This is a genomic window from Bacillus sp. EB V-12 (assembly GCF_056158125.1).
Genome location: NZ_JBUXJL010000002.1, coordinates 361,873 through 378,641 on the forward strand (window position 1 = coordinate 361,873; position 16,769 = coordinate 378,641).

At 35.3% G+C, this 16,769-nt stretch carries 16 protein-coding genes and 2 pseudogenes; 12 read left to right on the plus strand and 6 right to left on the minus strand.

The features are described from left to right. Positions 1–10: 10 nt before the first annotated feature. Together cysW and ACZDYH_RS08450 are read left to right on the plus strand one after the other, a co-directional pair. Positions 11–862, plus strand: a complete 852-nt coding sequence (cysW, locus tag ACZDYH_RS08445; RefSeq protein WP_434713722.1) for a sulfate ABC transporter permease subunit CysW — start codon at positions 11–13, stop codon at positions 860–862. A gap of 19 nt (positions 863–881) precedes the next feature. Beyond that, entirely contained in the window at positions 882–1,955 is a 1,074-nt protein-coding gene (locus tag ACZDYH_RS08450; protein ID WP_029442090.1) for a sulfate/molybdate ABC transporter ATP-binding protein, read from the plus strand. 41 nt (positions 1,956–1,996) lie between these two features. Here the strand turns inward: ACZDYH_RS08450 and cytK2 are convergent, their stop codons facing one another. Next, the gene (gene cytK2, locus ACZDYH_RS08455) at positions 1,997–3,007 is read right to left on the minus strand and encodes a beta-channel forming cytolysin CytK2 (protein ID WP_000830629.1); all 1,011 of its coding nucleotides are present in this window, start codon (positions 3,005–3,007) and stop codon (positions 1,997–1,999) included. 143 nt (positions 3,008–3,150) lie between these two features. Next, positions 3,151–3,264: pseudogene (locus tag ACZDYH_RS08460) on the minus strand (TetR family transcriptional regulator); the annotation flags it as partial. A gap of 34 nt (positions 3,265–3,298) precedes the next feature. On the opposite strand from ACZDYH_RS08460, the gene ACZDYH_RS08465 reads away from it, so the two are divergent. Together ACZDYH_RS08465 and ACZDYH_RS08470 are read left to right on the plus strand one after the other, a co-directional pair. Continuing rightward, positions 3,299–4,405: a metallophosphoesterase gene (locus ACZDYH_RS08465; RefSeq protein ID WP_000793735.1), complete on the plus strand. Its 1,107-nt coding sequence runs from the start codon at positions 3,299–3,301 to the stop codon at positions 4,403–4,405. Between the two features lie 133 nt (positions 4,406–4,538). Next, complete coding sequence (locus ACZDYH_RS08470) at positions 4,539–5,516, plus strand: HD domain-containing protein (protein WP_000587068.1); 978 nt, start codon at positions 4,539–4,541, stop codon at positions 5,514–5,516. 43 nt (positions 5,517–5,559) lie between these two features. On the opposite strand, the gene ACZDYH_RS08475 is transcribed toward ACZDYH_RS08470, so the two are convergent. After that, positions 5,560–6,684, minus strand: coding sequence for an anti-sigma factor (locus ACZDYH_RS08475; protein ID WP_074619146.1), 1,125 nt, complete (start codon positions 6,682–6,684; stop codon positions 5,560–5,562). A 5-nt stretch (positions 6,685–6,689) separates the two neighbouring features. After that, the gene (locus tag ACZDYH_RS08480) at positions 6,690–7,175 is read right to left on the minus strand and encodes an RNA polymerase sigma factor (RefSeq protein ID WP_434713726.1); all 486 of its coding nucleotides are present in this window, start codon (positions 7,173–7,175) and stop codon (positions 6,690–6,692) included. A gap of 137 nt (positions 7,176–7,312) precedes the next feature. Here ACZDYH_RS08480 and ACZDYH_RS08485 point away from each other — a divergent pair, with 137 nt between their 5' ends. Beyond that, positions 7,313–8,215, plus strand: a complete 903-nt coding sequence (locus ACZDYH_RS08485) for an AraC family transcriptional regulator (protein WP_000446855.1) — start codon at positions 7,313–7,315, stop codon at positions 8,213–8,215. A 174-nt stretch (positions 8,216–8,389) separates the two neighbouring features. Then, positions 8,390–8,542, plus strand: coding sequence for a hypothetical protein (locus ACZDYH_RS08490; protein ID WP_000394943.1), 153 nt, complete (start codon positions 8,390–8,392; stop codon positions 8,540–8,542). 380 nt (positions 8,543–8,922) lie between these two features. Here ACZDYH_RS08490 and ACZDYH_RS08495 read toward each other — a convergent pair whose 3' ends face one another. Next, on the minus strand, positions 8,923–10,665 hold the full coding sequence (locus tag ACZDYH_RS08495; RefSeq protein ID WP_001010447.1) for a sensor histidine kinase: 1,743 nt from the start codon (positions 10,663–10,665) through the stop codon (positions 8,923–8,925). Positions 10,666–10,674: 9 nt separating this feature from the next. Continuing rightward, positions 10,675–11,379, minus strand: coding sequence for a response regulator transcription factor (locus ACZDYH_RS08500; protein WP_000283871.1), 705 nt, complete (start codon positions 11,377–11,379; stop codon positions 10,675–10,677). Positions 11,380–11,519: 140 nt separating this feature from the next. Here ACZDYH_RS08500 and ACZDYH_RS08505 point away from each other — a divergent pair, with 140 nt between their 5' ends. From ACZDYH_RS08505 to ACZDYH_RS08530, 6 genes and pseudogenes are all read left to right on the plus strand, one after another. Further along, positions 11,520–12,368 (plus strand): CPBP family intramembrane glutamic endopeptidase, encoded by an 849-nt coding sequence (locus ACZDYH_RS08505; protein WP_001067985.1) that lies wholly within the window; start codon positions 11,520–11,522, stop codon positions 12,366–12,368. Position 12,369: 1 nt separating this feature from the next. Then, on the plus strand, positions 12,370–12,726 hold the full coding sequence (locus ACZDYH_RS08510) for a hypothetical protein (RefSeq protein ID WP_000754334.1): 357 nt from the start codon (positions 12,370–12,372) through the stop codon (positions 12,724–12,726). A 31-nt stretch (positions 12,727–12,757) separates the two neighbouring features. Next, on the plus strand, positions 12,758–13,057 hold the full coding sequence (locus ACZDYH_RS08515; protein WP_001006050.1) for a DUF2101 family protein: 300 nt from the start codon (positions 12,758–12,760) through the stop codon (positions 13,055–13,057). A gap of 238 nt (positions 13,058–13,295) precedes the next feature. Further along, complete coding sequence (locus ACZDYH_RS08520; RefSeq protein ID WP_001233329.1) at positions 13,296–14,564, plus strand: M48 family metallopeptidase; 1,269 nt, start codon at positions 13,296–13,298, stop codon at positions 14,562–14,564. Between the two features lie 136 nt (positions 14,565–14,700). Next, positions 14,701–15,480, plus strand: a pseudogene (locus ACZDYH_RS08525) (MCP four helix bundle domain-containing protein); the annotation flags it as partial. A gap of 156 nt (positions 15,481–15,636) precedes the next feature. Then, positions 15,637–16,428 (plus strand): methyl-accepting chemotaxis protein, encoded by a 792-nt coding sequence (locus ACZDYH_RS08530; protein WP_406940645.1) that lies wholly within the window; start codon positions 15,637–15,639, stop codon positions 16,426–16,428. The last annotated feature ends 341 nt before the right edge of the window (positions 16,429–16,769 follow it).

Genomic DNA, 16,769 nt, shown 5'->3' on the forward strand with positions numbered 1-16,769 from the left:
AGGAGAGAAAATGGAACCAACAGTATTAGAAAAGAACATAGTAAAAAGCGTATCAGCTAAAAAAGAATCTAAGCTTGTATCAGGCATATTAATTACGATTACAGTTTTATTTTTATCTCTCTTTCTATTACTGCCACTCATAACTATTTTTCTAAAAGCCTTTGAAAGAGGGATGGATGTATACATTGCCGCTATTACAGATCAAGAAGCATTTTCAGCAATTAGGTTAACGCTACTCGTTGCGTTAATCGTTGTGCCTCTTAATACGATATTTGGGGTAGCGGCCGCGTGGCTTATTACAAAGTTTCAGTTTAAAGGAAAACAAGTATTACTCTCTCTTATTGAACTGCCGTTTGCTGTGTCACCAGTTATCGCAGGATTAGTATTCGTTTTACTTTTCACACCGAGGGGTGCTCTTGGCGAATGGTTACTTGAACATGGAGTGAAACTCATTTTCTCTGTACCAGGCATTATTATCGCAACAATCTTTGTAACCTTCCCGTTCGTTGCACGTGAATTAATTCCGATTATGCAGGCGCAAGGGAAAAGTGAAGAAGAGGCAGCTTTATCACTTGGCGCAAGTGGCTGGAAAATGTTTTGGCGCGTTACGCTTCCAAATATAAAATGGGGTCTTTTATACGGCATGATTCTATGTAATGCCCGTGCTATCGGTGAGTTTGGAGCCGTTTCTGTCGTATCAGGTCACGTGCGCGGTATTACGAATACGATGCCGCTCCATATTGAAATTTTGTACAATGAATATCAATTTTCAGCAGCATTTGCAGTAGCGACGTTAATGTCATTAATTGCAGTGTTTACACTCGTTATAAAAAACTGGATTGAATGGCGAATGGAAAAATGACAATAAGAGGGGGATTACGGTGAGTATTCAAATTCAAGGTGTATCAAAGCAATATGGTACATTTCAAGCACTAACAGACATTCATTTGGATATTCCAAAAGGTGAACTTGTTGCCTTATTAGGCCCGTCAGGTTCTGGGAAAACGACGTTATTACGCATTATTGCAGGATTAGAAGAAGCGGATGGAGGCTCTATTTCATTTGATGGGGAAGATCTAACAGACATTCACGTGAAAAACAGGCAAGTCGGTTTCGTCTTCCAGCACTATGCGCTCTTTAAGCATATGAATGTATTTGAGAATGTCGCTTTCGGTTTAAAAGTAAGAAAGAAAAGCTTAAGACCGTCAGCAGAAGCAATAGAAGAAAAGGTAACAGAATTATTAAAGCTCGTAAAAATGGATGGCTTTGCTAAACGTTATCCAGCGCAATTATCTGGTGGACAACGTCAACGTATTGCACTAGCCCGGGCACTTGCAGTCGAACCGAAAATTTTATTACTCGATGAACCGTTCGGTGCACTTGATGCAAAGGTGAGAAAAGAATTACGCAGATGGCTCCGAAAATTACATGACGAATTTCAAATTACGAGCGTATTCGTGACACATGATCAAGAAGAGGCGTTAGACGTTGCAGACCGCATCGTTGTAATGAATGAAGGTTGCATTGAACAAATGGGAACACCGGAAGAAGTATATGAAAACCCAGCAAGTCCGTTTGTATATGACTTTTTAGGAAATGTAAATTTATTTCACGGCCGCGTTCATAAAGGAAAGCTAAATGTAGGATCGATCGAACTAGAAGCACCAGAGCATAAGCACGTTTCCAACGTAGACGGAATAGCCTACGTAAGGCCGCATGACTTATCAATATCTCGTACGAAACAAAGCATAGATGCAATCCCGGCAAAAGTATCTTATTCTCACGCAGTCGGAAATGTCGTATATGTAGAATTAAAACGAGACGGAACAGATGAATATTTAGAAGCAGAAATTACGAAAGAACAGTTCAAGCAGCTGAACATTCAAGCGGGTGATTTCGTATACGTACAGCCGAAAGAAGTGAAAGTGTTTATTCCGGAGGATTTTGTAATTTAAATAAAAACCGAACCGTCATCTAAGTGGCGGTTCGGTTTTCTTTATTTTTTCTCTACTAATTTTTTATTCTTCCAATCTAGTGTGAACAATTTATTAAATGTTTTTTGATCAACGTCTTTTACGTTGTTTCCAACCCAGTTTGCAGTTCCGAATGTGTAGCCTGGACGAAGTTGGTAGTCGTCGGCGTGTTTTGTATAAGCGACTTGTAAGTTAGATTGATCTGTATTTTTTTCAGAGATAACAACAGCAATCATACCAGGAGAGAAACCGCTATTTGTTAATGCTGGAAGTTGATCCATCGGTATTAAATTACCTTTTGCATCAGATTCATATAGGTATGTGCGAGAGTACATGAACAGTTGGTTTCCATATAAAGAATGATAGGAGTCACGTGTGTAAATACCCCAGTTTTGATTGTTATATCCGTTAAAGAATACGTTCCACTTTACGTTTTTGTTTGTTTGGTCAATTAAATTTGTTTTATAACTAGTTTGTTTATAGCTTACAGAGTCAGACCAAGTGACTTGACCAGTTGCACCAGCTTCACCGCTAGGGCCATTAGGCGTTACAGAAGCTTTAACAGAGCCACCAAGTTGATAAGATACGCTAGATGTTACAGTCGTTTCTTCTACAGCATTTGTAGGTGCTACGTTAAAGAAACGAGCGCTGTTATCTTGAAGGTTAAATGCAACATCATATTGTGAAGGATAACGTAATGTTGCACTAGCGCCAGGGATTGGGTAGTTATCAATAGGTGCATCACTTATAGTAGGATTTGCTTTTAGAAAACTACCAGTTGTATTAATAACGGCAATCTGTTTATCAGCGCTCGGGTCATCGATAAAAGTTACCTTTAAAGACATTGTCATATTATCAGCTTGATCATTATTAAATGTATTATAGCTCGTATGTGTTTTTGCATTTTGCCCGATATCTGTTACAACTTGTGACGTCGTTTGAGCGTAAGCAGCAGGTGTTGAAAGAGTTACAGCGCTACTAGCAAAAACAGCGGATAATGCTAAACACTTTAAGTATGTTTTAGAACGTTTCATACAATCACTTCCTTTTATCTTTGTCGATATATGTCGTATTACATTTATATCGTAACATGAAAATAAAACGGAATGGATGGTTATGCATAATTGCATAGGTGAGTTTTGAACGATAAAGATAATAGAATTTCATCCAACACTTAAGACTCAAAAATGTCCATTACAGCCGTTCTTAAAAATTTTAAGATAATATGTTTATCAATGTTCTTATTATGAAGATTGAAGCGCTTAATATTTACGTTATAAGTGCATAACAAGTTATAATAAAAGAAATCAATAAGGAGGCTGGCTGTGAAGAATCTTCGTTATCTCAATATATTTACCATATTAATTATATACACACTACTTATGTTTTACATCGGCTGGAACGGATGGGTTTGGCTTCATGCGGTATTTGGCTGGGAATCTTGGGGATATTATGCTTTTATAGTCGCATTTATTTCATATGCGTACATTCTCGTGCAAGTGTTTAAGTTTTTGCCATTTCTACGAACGATCGGTTCAATTTGGTTCGCGGTCATACAATACGCGCTTATGTTGTTGCCATTAGCTAATATTATGGTCTTTCTTTTACAGTTTTCAGTAGAGAAAGAAGCGGCAATTATTTGGACAGGGGCGGCTGTGATAGCTGCATTTATCTTTATCTTTGCGTATGGAGTATTTAATGCGTATAGTCCGGTAGTAAGAAAGTACGAGGTGCACATACCGAAAAAGGTAGAGGGGCGTAAAAGTTTACGCATTGCGATGGCTTCTGATATGCATTTCGGTAAACTGTCTGGCGTTTCGCATTTAAAAAGACTTGTTCGTCATGTAAATGAGATGGAACCTGATATTATTTTACTGCCAGGTGATATTATCGATGATCATCCAGGTGTGTTCATTCAAAAGAATATGGGACCAATCATGAAACAAATGAAAGCACCATTAGGCGTATATGGCGTATTAGGAAACCATGAATACTACGGCAGAGCGGTTCCAGAGTTTTTACAAGAGATGGATAAGATTGATATTCGTATTCTTTTAGATGAAGTAATTACAATTGAAGATGACTTTTATCTCGTTGGAAGAAGAGATAAAACAGAGCGAGATCGTCAAAGCTTTGAACAATTAATGAGTACGGTAGATAAATCGATGCCTGTTATCGCAATGGATCACCAGCCATTTGAGTTGAAACAAGCAGCAGCGGCAGGTGTAGATTTATTATTATCCGGTCATACGCACCGCGGACAAATGGCGCCCAATCATATTGTAACGAGAAGAATGTACGAGCTAGACTGGGGATACGCACAAAAAGGCGCGTTCCACGCAATTGTTTCTTCTGGATTTGGATTTTGGGGACCACCGCTTAGACTTGGAAGTAGGTCGGAGATTGTGCAGGTAGAAGTTACATTTGAATAGGGGTTATGAAATAGAGAGCTGATGGCTCTCTATTTTTTCAATAAAAACAAATAACAATAAATATTTATGTTGGTGCTAATTTCATAAAAGAGATAAGATTATAAGACTCGATTAAAATAAAGGGGGATTGTAAGTGATCATATCAGATGTACTATACGGAGAATTTGAAGTGGATCAAGTAGTAGAAGAATTAATTTCAAGTAAGTCTATGCAAAGGCTAAAAGGCATTCATCAAAATGGCGCAAGTTACTTAATGAACGAGAAATGGAATGTAACGCGCTTTGATCATTCAGTTGGTGTTATGTTATTAGTTAAAAAACTAGGTGGTTCAGTAAAAGAACAGATTGCTAGTTTACTGCATGACGTATCACATACTGCTTTTTCCCATGTGATTGATTACGTTTTTGATAATGAAGATGAAAGTTATCATGAGGAGATATTTAGTTCTGTTGTGAAAAACTCAGAAATTCCAGCGATCCTTGCGAAGCATGGTTATAACTATGAAGATATTTTATTAGATGATTTGAAGTGGACATTACTGGAAAGGTCAGCGCCCGAATTATGCGCAGATCGAGTAGATTATACGTTACGAGATATGTATACATACGGATATATTTCTTTAGAAGAGGTTCATAGATTTTTAGAGGATATTATTGCAGTAGAGGGGAAAATGGTTGTTCAAAGTGTCGAAATGGCAGAATGGTTTACAGAAACGTATTACAAAGAAGTAATTGATTTCTTTATGAAACCAATGAATATTTACGGAAACGATATGTTAGCGAAAACGTTAAAGTTATCTCTTCATAAAAAGGTTATTCATGCAGATGATTTTCTTCTTGAAGATGAGGAGCTTATTTCGAAATTGCAGCAATGTAATGACCCCGAAGTAGAAGCTTTATTAAGCAAAGTTCATCCAAATGTAAAGGTAAAAGAAGATAGAAACGATTATGATTTACATCAGAAAAATAAAGTGCGTCTTATTGATCCGCCGTTACTTCGTGAAGGGAAAATCGTTCAGTCATCTGTTGTGTCAGAAAACATAAGACAGATAAGTGATATTGCTTATGAAAAAGCGGTGAGAGGGATGTATGTGAAAGTGATTTCGAATTAAAAAAGAAGTAGCGCATCGTTTTTAGAGCGCTACTTCTTTTTTATTAATGATCAAACCAATTCCAAATCTCAATATCTCCAAGAGTCGCATAACGTACGTGCGGGGAGTTTTGTAATTTTAATAACTCTTTCGATGGACCAGTAATAACAATTCCGTATACTTTTACACCGTTGTCCTTTACATATTGATAACGTTTATCTAAGTTTAGTTCTTTCTCAGAAAGCGCTGCTATTTTGCTTACCGTTTTTTTATGGATAGAAAGGACGCGCATCATTTCGGTTACTTTGTCTTCTTGCGTTTTCCGCCCGTCAGTTTCATTATCGAGGAATCTTACATGTTCTGGAAACCCTATAGCTTCTCCGCCATGTAGGATATAGTCATCTACATTTTTTCTTTCTTGTCCTGTATCTAAAGCGTACCATAAAGGAGTTGGAGGGAGTTCTTGTGCCTCGAATATGCTATATAGAAGCGGTTCTAATTCTTTTAAAGTGTAAGCTTTATCAAAAGAAATTGCTACTTCTGCAACGGTCCCATCATGTACTTTTGCAAGTGTATCCCATACTTTTTTTGATGAATCTTTTAAATAATCACCCTGCTCTGTTTTTGGATGAACAAAGAAGAGTTTTGGTTGATAGAACGGATTCATCCAAGTTCGCTTCGTAACATCTACAGATGATAAGAAGCTTTTTGTTTCTATTGTACCGAGGGGCATTTCTTTTTTACCGACGGTTCGTACTAAATCAAATTGGCTATTCGTACGGAAAAAAGCTTCTACACTTGTTCCACCTCCCATAACACGGCTATTTGGGATCGTTGCTTCAAGTGCAAGCGAAGGAACCTCTCTAATTTCTTCTAGCCTTTTATCATTATTAGCTTGAAAATAAAAGGCTGATAATACCCCGCCGATTATATAGATAACGATGCAAATTGATAATATAAAACCAAACGTTTGTAAACGATGTTTCCACTTAATTCTCCAAAAAGGAATTTTAAGATTTTTTGGGGGTAACTTTTTCTTAATTGGTTCTGTTTTTGTTAACAGCTCATCTAAGTAAGCTTCACACTCTTCACATGACTCAATATGACTTTCTAACAGTTCTTGTTCATCATGCGTGAGCGTTCCATTTTCATACTTCTTCCATAGTTTTTTAAATTCTGTACAACCCATCCGTATCACTCCTTTATGCTTTTTATGTCTTTCCGTCCCCTGTGTAATTCAATTTTCACTTTCGCTAATGAGAGACCAGTCATTTCTGCTATTTCCTTATAGGAGAATCCATAGTAATCTCGTAGTAGTAGGACATTTCGTCTTTCGAGCGGAAGAGCGTATAAACTGTCTAACCAACTAGCAATCTCATGTTTTACGAAATATTCATGTTCTGTACTTGGCACGTTTGGTAAATGGAATTCTTCCACTGTAGTTGTTTTATACTTTTTTTCTTTTCGATACCAATCGATAAAGGCATTGTAGGCAATTGTAAATAACCACGGCCTAATTTCTTCTCCTTTATAATAGTCAATATGGACGAGCATTCGGTAAAATGTTTCTTGCATGAGATCTTCCGCATAGTGGGAATCTCCGGTTAGGGAGAGAAGATAGCGAAATAAATCTTGCATATGCTCTGAGTAAATTTCTTCTAATGATTGTTTACGTTTCACTACATTTCCCTCCCTTCATACATAACAACGAAATACATATAAAAAAGTTACAATTTTTTATGGAATTATAGTAAAAAACGTCAAGAATTGGATTGCGTTCTCTTTTATCATAATACATATAAGGCGGGTGAACAGAGATGGAAAGCTATGAAACACAAATTCAAAGGTCAATTGATTATATTGAGGAAGATGTAATGGAAAAACAAACGCTGCGTAATTTAGCGCGGGTTGCAGGTTTTTCTGAGTCTCATTTTCATCGTGTATTTCAGGCGTTAGTAGGTGATACGGTAATGGAGTATGTTCGAAAGAGGAGGTTAGCCCGGGCAGCTTATCAACTTTCTCATACGGATGAAAAAGTTATTGATATCGCGTTTGAACATGGCTTTCAATCTCACGAAACGTTCACGAGAGCCTTTAAAAAATTATTTCAAATGACACCGAGTGAATATCGAAAACAAGAAATCGAAACACCGATGTATTACAGAGTAAATGTAAAGCAAAGAAAATTAAATCCGTATTTAGGAGGCATACAAATGGAATATCGTATTGTAAATAAACCAGAATTTTTAGTGGCGGGTTATGAACTGAAGACGACAAGTAAAGAAGGGAAAAACCATCAAGACATTCCAGCATTTTGGCAAGAATATTTACAAAAAGATCTTGGAACGACGATTCCGAATCGTAAAGATACGAGCCAATGGGTAGAGCTTGGATTATGTACTGATTTTAATTTAGAAACAGGAGACTTCACTTATATTATCGGAATGGAAGTTACAGACTTTGAAAATGTACCAAATGAAATTGCAAAGCGTACTTTCCCGGCAGCAACATATGCAGTATTTACAACGCCGAAAGTTCCTCATGAAGAAATGGTATCGTCTATCCACCAAACTTGGAATGCAGTATTCTCAGAATGGTTTCCGCATTCAGGCTATGAACATTGCGGAGTTACAGAGTTTGAATTATACGATGAGCGTTGCCACGAAGATAAGAGTGAGTTTGCACAAGTAGAGCTTTGGATACCGGTGAAGAAAAAATAATAGGGTAAGAGCGAATCATTGGGAGATGGTTCGCTTTTTTTATAAGTGGATTGTTAAATTTGTATTGTTTTATCTGTAATACATATGAAAATGGTAAAATAAAGTAGCAATTAAATATTGCGGGTGGAAGGTTATGCCCTTTCTTCATTTTGTGAAGAAAGGAGGTGTAATCGTATGGAATTTCTTTTGCAAATTTTGTTGGAAATTACAAAAACTATAGCTAGAGAAGGTATAGTTTTTGGATTTAAGAAATTAACGGCAAAAAAGCGCAAAAAGAAGACCACCCGTCTGCCTGCGAAGCGTGGGAAGTCTTCTAAGCGCAAATAAGCTTTAGTTGCAACCTTCCACCTTGCGGTAATTAGTTGCAGTGACGGGGTGTTGGAAGCACCTCGTCTACTTCATTTTATGCAAAACTTAGTTAGTTTATACTTCTATTTATAGTATAACAGTTTAGAAATGTATTTGTTAATAGTTTTATTTTTACTTTTACTTTGTATAGTAGGGAAGTAGGTTAGTATTGTCGGTTTTTGTCGGTAAGTCGATATATCTAGAAAATCGCTGATATAATTCGAGTTGCGCCGATATATTCAAAAAATCGCCGATATAATTTCATATACCGTTAAAACACCTCAAAAAAACGATTCGCATAATTTCAATTACCGCGAAATTCTCCCAGAAAAGAAAAAAGACGCCACATAGCGTCTTTCCTACGAACGAAACGGAAATACAAGAATAATCGTCGTTCCTTTTCCGAGTGCACTATCAACGGAAATTGTTCCGTTATGAGCATGAACGAGCTGTTTTGTAATGGCTAGGCCAAGTCCAGTTCCGATGTTGCTTTCTTCTGTGTTTGTTCCGCGGTAATATCGTTCAAATAGAAGTTCTTTCGTTTTTTCATCCATTCCTTTTCCGTCATCTGAAATGGAGAGTGTAAAGGAATTAGCGTTTTGTGATAATTTTACGATGACAGTAGTTGTTTCGTTATTATGTTTTACAGCATTTACTAGTAAGTTTTCGATAATACGCTGGAACCATTTTTCTTCAATGAAATATTGAATTTTATTTGAGCTCGGTACGAATTCAATATTTTGATTTTGAAGTGTTGGATTATTAATAAATTGCAATAACACTTTTTGAACGAACTGATTGATTTCAACGTTTACGTGTTGGGCAGGAAGGCTGTTATTTTTTAATTGATACGTTAAGCTTAAATCATCAATTAATGTCGTCATATATTGAGATTTCTCTTTCATAACACTACCAAATTGTTGAATATCACGATCAGTCCAGTTATATTGATTCGATTCGAGTAATAATGCGTAGCCATATATAGAGCTAAGTGGTGTTTTTAAGTCGTGTGTTAGACCGGTAATCCATTCTTCTCGTGTTTGCTGGAGTACTTGCCTCATCGCATCATTTTTTTTGAGTGTAATAGAAAGGTGTTCTAGTGAACTTGTTACATCTCTAAACAAACGAAATGACCATTTTTCTTTACCAGATCGCCGGAACCTGACAGGTTTTCCTTTTTTACTAATAGGTTCTTCATACTTTCCACCAGCGATATTTTTAAGCCAGCGCATCGCATGTAATAACGGTTTCCCGAATTTATTACCGTACCAAATAGAAAGAATGACTAAATAAACAAATACGATAAGAAGGATTAATCCGCATCCAATGAGAAACTTCTTAGTAAATACATCTTCAATTTCGTCATCTGGATAGTAGTGCTCATTTTTTGCAGTTACAACGAGAAGGTTGCCACTATTTGCATCGTAAAAGCTAGACGTATTTTCTTTATGATTCCACGGCTCTTTTTCATTAAGGGCAATTTGTATCGCTGAAAATGTTTTTTTCTTTCCAGCTGGATAGGCAAAAACCTCTTCGCCATTTTGATTAAATATTTGAAGTGCTGCTTTTTCTTTAGACAGTAACTGTTTTTCTTGATCTGTTAATGTGAACGAATCCATCGTTAAAGAGGAGTGATCCTTTTGAATTGCTGTCAGTAACGCATTGCTTTTTAACATACCACCATAAATAACAAGTACTTTCTTTTCTTCTAATTCAATTTCCCAATATGTAAATTTATAATTACTTTCGATATGATGTTGTATATATGCGACTAAAGATGTCTTCGTATAAGCATTCGGAACATCATTTGGTGTATTAAAGTGGTAGAGGATTTTTCCGTTTTCATCTACAACTTGGAGCCAATCATTTTTCTCCTTTATTAAATCTTGCACTTCAGATTGTAACGAAATATGCCCATCTTCTGAAGAGATGTATCTTGAAATTGTAAAACTATCAGAATCTGGAATATTAGGTTCGTATAAAGTACTAGTAAGAAGAAAAATTAAATAAGTAAAAGCAGCAACTACAGCGATAAGTAATGTAACTAAAACAAAAACGTGTTGCATGATAAATTGAATAATAAGTCGTTTATTAAAATTCATATCGTCACCCTACTTTGTAACGAACTTATAACCAAGCCCGCGAACGGTTTTTATATATTCTGGTTTACTTGGATCATGTTCAATTTTTTCACGTAGTTTTCGAATGTGGACCATAACAGTGTTGTCATCGCCATTATAGGCAGGTGCTCCCCAAACTTTTTCGTATATTTCCTCTTTCGAAAATACGTAGTTCGGATTCTCGCAAAAGAAGAGTAGTAGTTGAAAGAGTTGAGCGGAGCATTCGACAATGTGCCCATCTACTGTTAGTTCTGCAGAGTGCTGATCAATTTCAAATCTTCCAAATGAAATCGAGTGTGATTTTTGTTCGTGTGGTACGGTTTGTTTCATATGTCTCCGAAGCTGTGCTTTCATGCGTGCTACTACTTCTAATGGATTAAATGGTTTCGTAATATAATCATCTGCACCGTATGAAAATCCGGATATTTTATCTAAATCAGATGCTTTTGCTGATAGGAAGAAAATTGGACAATCTGTTTGTTGGCGAATGATTGGACAAATATCAAAACCAGATTGTCCAGGAAGCATTACATCTAAAATAATTAAATCGTAATTGTTTTGCTTAGTTAGAGATAAAGCCATTTCAGCTGATGTTGCAGTTGTAATATGAGAAAAGCCTTCTTTTTCAAGAATGGTAGTTAGTAATTGTAAAATTGCTGTTTCATCATCAACGAGTAAAATATTTGCTTGGTACATAAACATCCCTCCTAATTTCCTCGAATATCATATCATCATTTTGTAACTTATGGAATTTTTAAGGAAATTTTAAGGTTTTCTTTCGCAAAAAATTAAGAATCAAATGATATGATAAAAGTAACATAGGGGAGGAGATGAGTGTGAACCCGTTTCAAGTGATGCGAGCTAGATATTTTTTAATTGTATTTGCACTATTAATTTTAATAGCGAGAAGTAGTGGCGATTTGCTAACAAGTATATTTCATATACAAAATTCTTCTTTTATAAATATTCTTATATTCTATATCCTTCCGATGGTATGGATTTCTTATGAGTATAGAAAGCACCACATTTCATTTTCATTATTTGTTAATAAAAATGAAACATTTAACTTGGTACAAGTTTTATACATTACGGTTATGTTATGCATGTTTAGTTACGGGTATCTTATTTTGTATATGTATAGTTTTGCATGGATTACACCGGACTTTATTATGAACGCCCTGCATGAACCAATTGTAGATAGTACTGGGGGATATGTATCTCAAGTCATTAGGGTCGTATTCATCGCACCAATTATCGGGGAATTTGTTTTTCGCGGATTTTTACTTCAACGTTTTGCAACAAAATGGGGAACGAGCATAGCGACCATCGTTGTAGCAATATTGTTTGCGTTGTTACATGTTGATTTCCTCGGTGCAGCCATATTCAGCATCGTATTGTCAATCGTATATATTCGTACGAAAAGTTTACTCATGCCAATTGCAATACATATGTTAAACAATGCATTTGTAATAGGTGCGTCTTTTCTAATAAGTAGAGAAAAAATTATGAGTTTTGCCGATTTCTCAAATTATACGACATTCTTTCCTGGACTTATTATTTTTATAACAGGATTAAACTTAGTACTTATCTTTTTATTTGTTAATCGCAAATATTGGAGTAAAGAAGTGCCGGTTATATATGCAGAGCAGGAAAAGAGCTTTTCAGATGTAGTCGGGAGTAAATAAGATGAAGAAGACGGTTGAAAAAATATTAAAAGACATTATAGATTCTACGTCTATTACAGATATGTGTGATAAAAGCGTTTGTCATTGGCTTCAACCTGTAGTAGATACGATTGTGTTTCCAGAGTATTACTTATTTTCTAGTACTCATTTAAAAGAAAATATTATTTCTCTTCTTATTGTGTTCGGGGTTTTACTAATATTTGGTCTAATTGTAGAAGAAATGATGAAGCGCATCTTCAGAAAGAATGAAGAGAAGTATATGTGGATTCATAAAGTATTCGAGAAAGTAATGGTGGCTTTCCTTTTGTTTTATGGTATAAAAACAATCATTTACTTTATAGCTTTGAAACATCATTAATTCGAAATTTGAAAGGGATGTATAAAATTATATGAATGAAACGATATCATCAAATAAGTTTTTTTATTTGATTTTACTTAGTCTAGTGTTAATAACGACAGTGAATGTTATTTTGCGCTGGGAGGAAGCTTATTTTTTCATGTATTTAGCGCTCCATTTGCTAGGGATTTTATGTATAAGTGGTGGAGTGGTTACTGAAAAAAAGAATGAAGAAAGCGTTAACTATATGTGTGTGATCGGTCTTGTTTTACTTTTAGCTGTACAAGGTATTATGAAATATAGTTCTTTCTCTTTACAAGATTTTAGTTTATTAATAGATGTACTTCCTTAAAGAGGCTTTTTATTTTATCTAAAAAGCAAGTAGGGTACGTGTTGGTTTGTAAGTGTGATCCTTATTACGGATTGTGAACCGAAGAAAGTGTTTAAAGATAGGTAAAACTCTTCTTATGTAGAAGAGTTTTTTTATGTAAATAAAAAGATCCAGAGCAATTCACATAATAAGCTTGTTCTAATTTAGCGTGTACGAACTTACAATAATAATAGACAGGCAGCATAGAGGAGGGAATAGCGTGAGGAAGGTTATCGGTTGGTCGCTTTTTTTGTACGTTGGATTTGCGTTACTTATATATTGGTATTTATTTGGATGGAATCATGAACTTATTCCGGACATGTATAAGGGAACGAGTGCAGATCCAGAAACGTTTATGAGTACGAGAGAGCTTACGCTAAGCCAAGATTATTCGCGCGTGAAAAATTTACTATACTTTTTAGCGACGCCTCTTGAATGGATTATTTTATTATTTGTACTTGTGCTAGGTATTTCAAGAAAGTTTGAGAAATGGTCGAAGGAAACGACTAAAATAAGTGTTTTGCAAGTTGCGATTTATTTCTTTTATTTATCATTACTGACAACAGTGCTTGCCTTACCGATGCAATGGATTGGCCGGAAAGTGTCCGTTGATTACGGCATTTCAACACAAAGTACACAAAGCTGGATAAAAGATCATGTTATCGGTTTTTGGGAAAGTTATGCGACTATGTTAATCGTAGTTACCGTTCTATTATGGCTTATCCGTAAATTTCCGAAGAGATGGTGGCTCGCAGGATGGGCGCTCTCTGTTCCATTTACAATCTTTTTAACATTCATACAGCCTGTCGTTATTGATCCACTGTATAACGACTTCTCGACGCTGAAAAATAAAGAATTAGAAACGAAAATTTTAGCGATAGCAGACAAAGCGGACATTCCTGCTAAACACGTATATGAAGTAAATATGTCAGAAAAAACGAATGCATTAAATGCTTACGTAACAGGAATTGGCCCTAACGCCCGTATTGTAATGTGGGATACAACACTTAAGCAGTTAAAAGATAAAGAGATTTTATTTATCATGGCCCATGAAATGGGGCATTATGTTATGAAGCATATATATTTTGGCGTTGCAAGTTATGTATTGCTATCGTTTATAGGTATGTTTTTAATTAGTCGTATTATAAATATGTGTATTCGCAAATGGGGAGATACATTGCAAATTTCAAAAGTAGCATGTTTCTCCATTTTACCTTTATTTTTCTTAATTTCTTCTGTCCTCTCTTTTGCAGCACAACCAGCAACAAACTACGTTTCACGTATAGAAGAAAGAGCGGCAGATCAATATGCTTTAAATATGACGAAGGATGGGAAATCTGGTGTGAAAACTTTTCAATATTTATCAAAAACAAGTTTAAGCCAAGTAAATCCGCCTGCGTTAGTAAAATTTTTCTTATACACGCACCCACCAATTTTTGAAAGAATTCATACGTTTGAACAATATGAGAAACAAAGCAAAAAGGAGTAGCATGATAGCTACTTCTTTTTTTATAGAGATATAAGTTTCATATTGGGAATATTTATCATTGCTTTTTATTGTGATTTTGTAAATAATAAGCTATAAAATTCTAAAAATCTATATATAAAGGAATAAAGGTGGAAAAATGTATTTTTTACAAAATTTAAAAGTGAAATATAAATTATTGTCGCTTATTTCATTAGCAGTTTTAGGTATGGTAATTATAAGCAGTGTAGCAATTAGTTCTATTAATAAGATTAAGCATGATACAGAGGTTGTAGTAGATGATTATCAATATTCTGCAATTTTATTAGAAGGAATGCTTCGCACACAAAATTCACTAGAATATAACCTACTAGAATTAATTACGGTATCACAAAATGAAGTGGCAAATAAAGAGGGAATAATTGATAATATTGAAAAGGATCTTAAAAAATATGATTCTTTATTAAAAGAATATGATGATGGTTTTAATTTAAGTAAGCAAGAGGATGAACTGTTTCAGAAGATGAAGAAATCTTTGCCAAGTTATAAAGATACATATAAAAAATTATTTGAAAAGGCAAAGGCAACAAACGAGCCACAAATGGTAAATGAATTTCAGAAGGAATTAAAACCGAAGGGAATAGAGTTAGCCGGTTATGCAGTGGATCTAGAATCGTATGTTTCAAATTTAGCTGACCAAGTATTTAAAGATTCTCAAAAAATGATTGATCGTTCCGTTATTACCTTTATCATACTTGTAGTAGTTACTACAATCGTTATATGTATAGTAAGTTATATTATTAGCAAGCTTATAGTTGCTCCTTTACAAACGGTTAGTCGTATGATGGAAAGAGCGAAAGAAGGAGATTTAACCGTACATGGTGATTATAATGCTAAAGATGAATTAGGTGTATTAGTAAGTAATTTTAACGAGATGATTGCAGGGCTAAGAACAAATATGCAAGAAGTAGAGAATAATATTCAGCTTTTATTTCAACATGCAGACGGAGTAGTATCTGCATCAGAAGTATCTAGTAGTGCAGCAAAGAAAATCACTATGGATATTGAAGAAGTTGCAAATGGTGCAGAGAGTCAAATGCAAGCAATGGAACAAACTGCGGGTGCGATGGAAGAGTTGACACAAGGAATGCAGAGTATAGTCAATACATCGTCCTCTGTAAATGAATTATCTGCTCAATCAGCATTAGATGCAGAGAATGGTAACAAATTAATGAAACAAATGATTCAACAGATGGATACAATCCAAAATTCGGTACATAGTGGTGTGAAACAAGTAGAGACTATGAAAGAACAATCAGAAGAAATTGTTAAAATCATTGATGTTATGCAAGGTATTACCTCCCAGATTAACTTATTAGCATTAAACGCCGCAATTGAGGCTGCACGTGCTGGTGAAAGTGGTAGAGGATTTGCAATTGTGGCAGATGAAGTGCGGAAATTAGCAGAACAATCTAGTGATTCTGCAAAACAAATTGAGAATCTTATTACTCAAGTTATGGGAACAACGAACCATACGGTACATATGATGGGGAAGGTAGATAATGAGGTACAGGCAGGTACACAAGTAGTAATGCATACCGAAAAAGTATTTGGAACAATTACAGAAAAAGTACAACAAGTATCTGAGCAAATTCAAACGGTATCTATGTCTACAGATGAAATTGCAGCGAGTAGTGAGGAAATCTCGGCTTCTGCAGAAGACATGGCTCAAATTTCCCAAAGATCATCTGACCGAACTGATAGGGTAAAAGAGTCTATTCAACAGCAAGAAAAATCTGTTCAAGAGATTTCGGTTTCAATTGAACATATGCATAACGCAGCAGGAAAACTAAAACAAATAGTTGCCCAATTTACTCTTCAAAAGTAGTAGCATATTTGAGTGTTAATAAATATAAAAAATCATCCTCTTTTAAGAAAAAAGGATGATTTTTTTATCCCGCTATTTGCTGGGCAGTAAGACCTCCACCTCAAAATTCAGCGAAAGCGAGTTATCAGTGAAGGGGAATGCTACCTCTGAAATATAAACCATGAATATAGTAGCCTCCACTAGGTATCTCCTTTAGGTGCCAATAAAGGGAAGTTATAAAGTGAAAAGGAGTTTATAAAGAGATTGTAGAATGTTTTAGTATATAACACCTTAGATGTGACAACTTCCTTTTTGAAAAAGAAAGAAGGGAGTATAAAGCAGAAAGGTAGTGGAAATATTTC

Bases quoted from the DNA above. Each gene is read 5' to 3' on its own strand.
- cysW (WP_434713722.1), top strand. From the start codon at position 11: ATGGAACCAACAGTATTAGAAAAGAACATAGTAAAAAGCGTATCAGCT.
- cytK2 (WP_000830629.1), bottom strand. From the start codon at position 3,007: ATGAAACGTTCTAAAACATACTTAAAGTGTTTAGCATTATCCGCTGTT.
- ACZDYH_RS08475 (WP_074619146.1), bottom strand. From the start codon at position 6,684: ATGGGTTGTACAGAATTTAAAAAACTATGGAAGAAGTATGAAAATGGA.
- ACZDYH_RS08485 (WP_000446855.1), top strand. From the start codon at position 7,313: ATGGAAAGCTATGAAACACAAATTCAAAGGTCAATTGATTATATTGAG.
- ACZDYH_RS08490 (WP_000394943.1), top strand. From the start codon at position 8,390: ATGGAATTTCTTTTGCAAATTTTGTTGGAAATTACAAAAACTATAGCT.
- ACZDYH_RS08495 (WP_001010447.1), bottom strand. From the start codon at position 10,665: ATGAATTTTAATAAACGACTTATTATTCAATTTATCATGCAACACGTT.
- ACZDYH_RS08500 (WP_000283871.1), bottom strand. From the start codon at position 11,379: ATGTACCAAGCAAATATTTTACTCGTTGATGATGAAACAGCAATTTTA.
- ACZDYH_RS08510 (WP_000754334.1), top strand. From the start codon at position 12,370: ATGAAGAAGACGGTTGAAAAAATATTAAAAGACATTATAGATTCTACG.
- ACZDYH_RS08515 (WP_001006050.1), top strand. From the start codon at position 12,758: ATGAATGAAACGATATCATCAAATAAGTTTTTTTATTTGATTTTACTT.
- ACZDYH_RS08530 (WP_406940645.1), top strand. From the start codon at position 15,637: ATGCAAGCAATGGAACAAACTGCGGGTGCGATGGAAGAGTTGACACAA.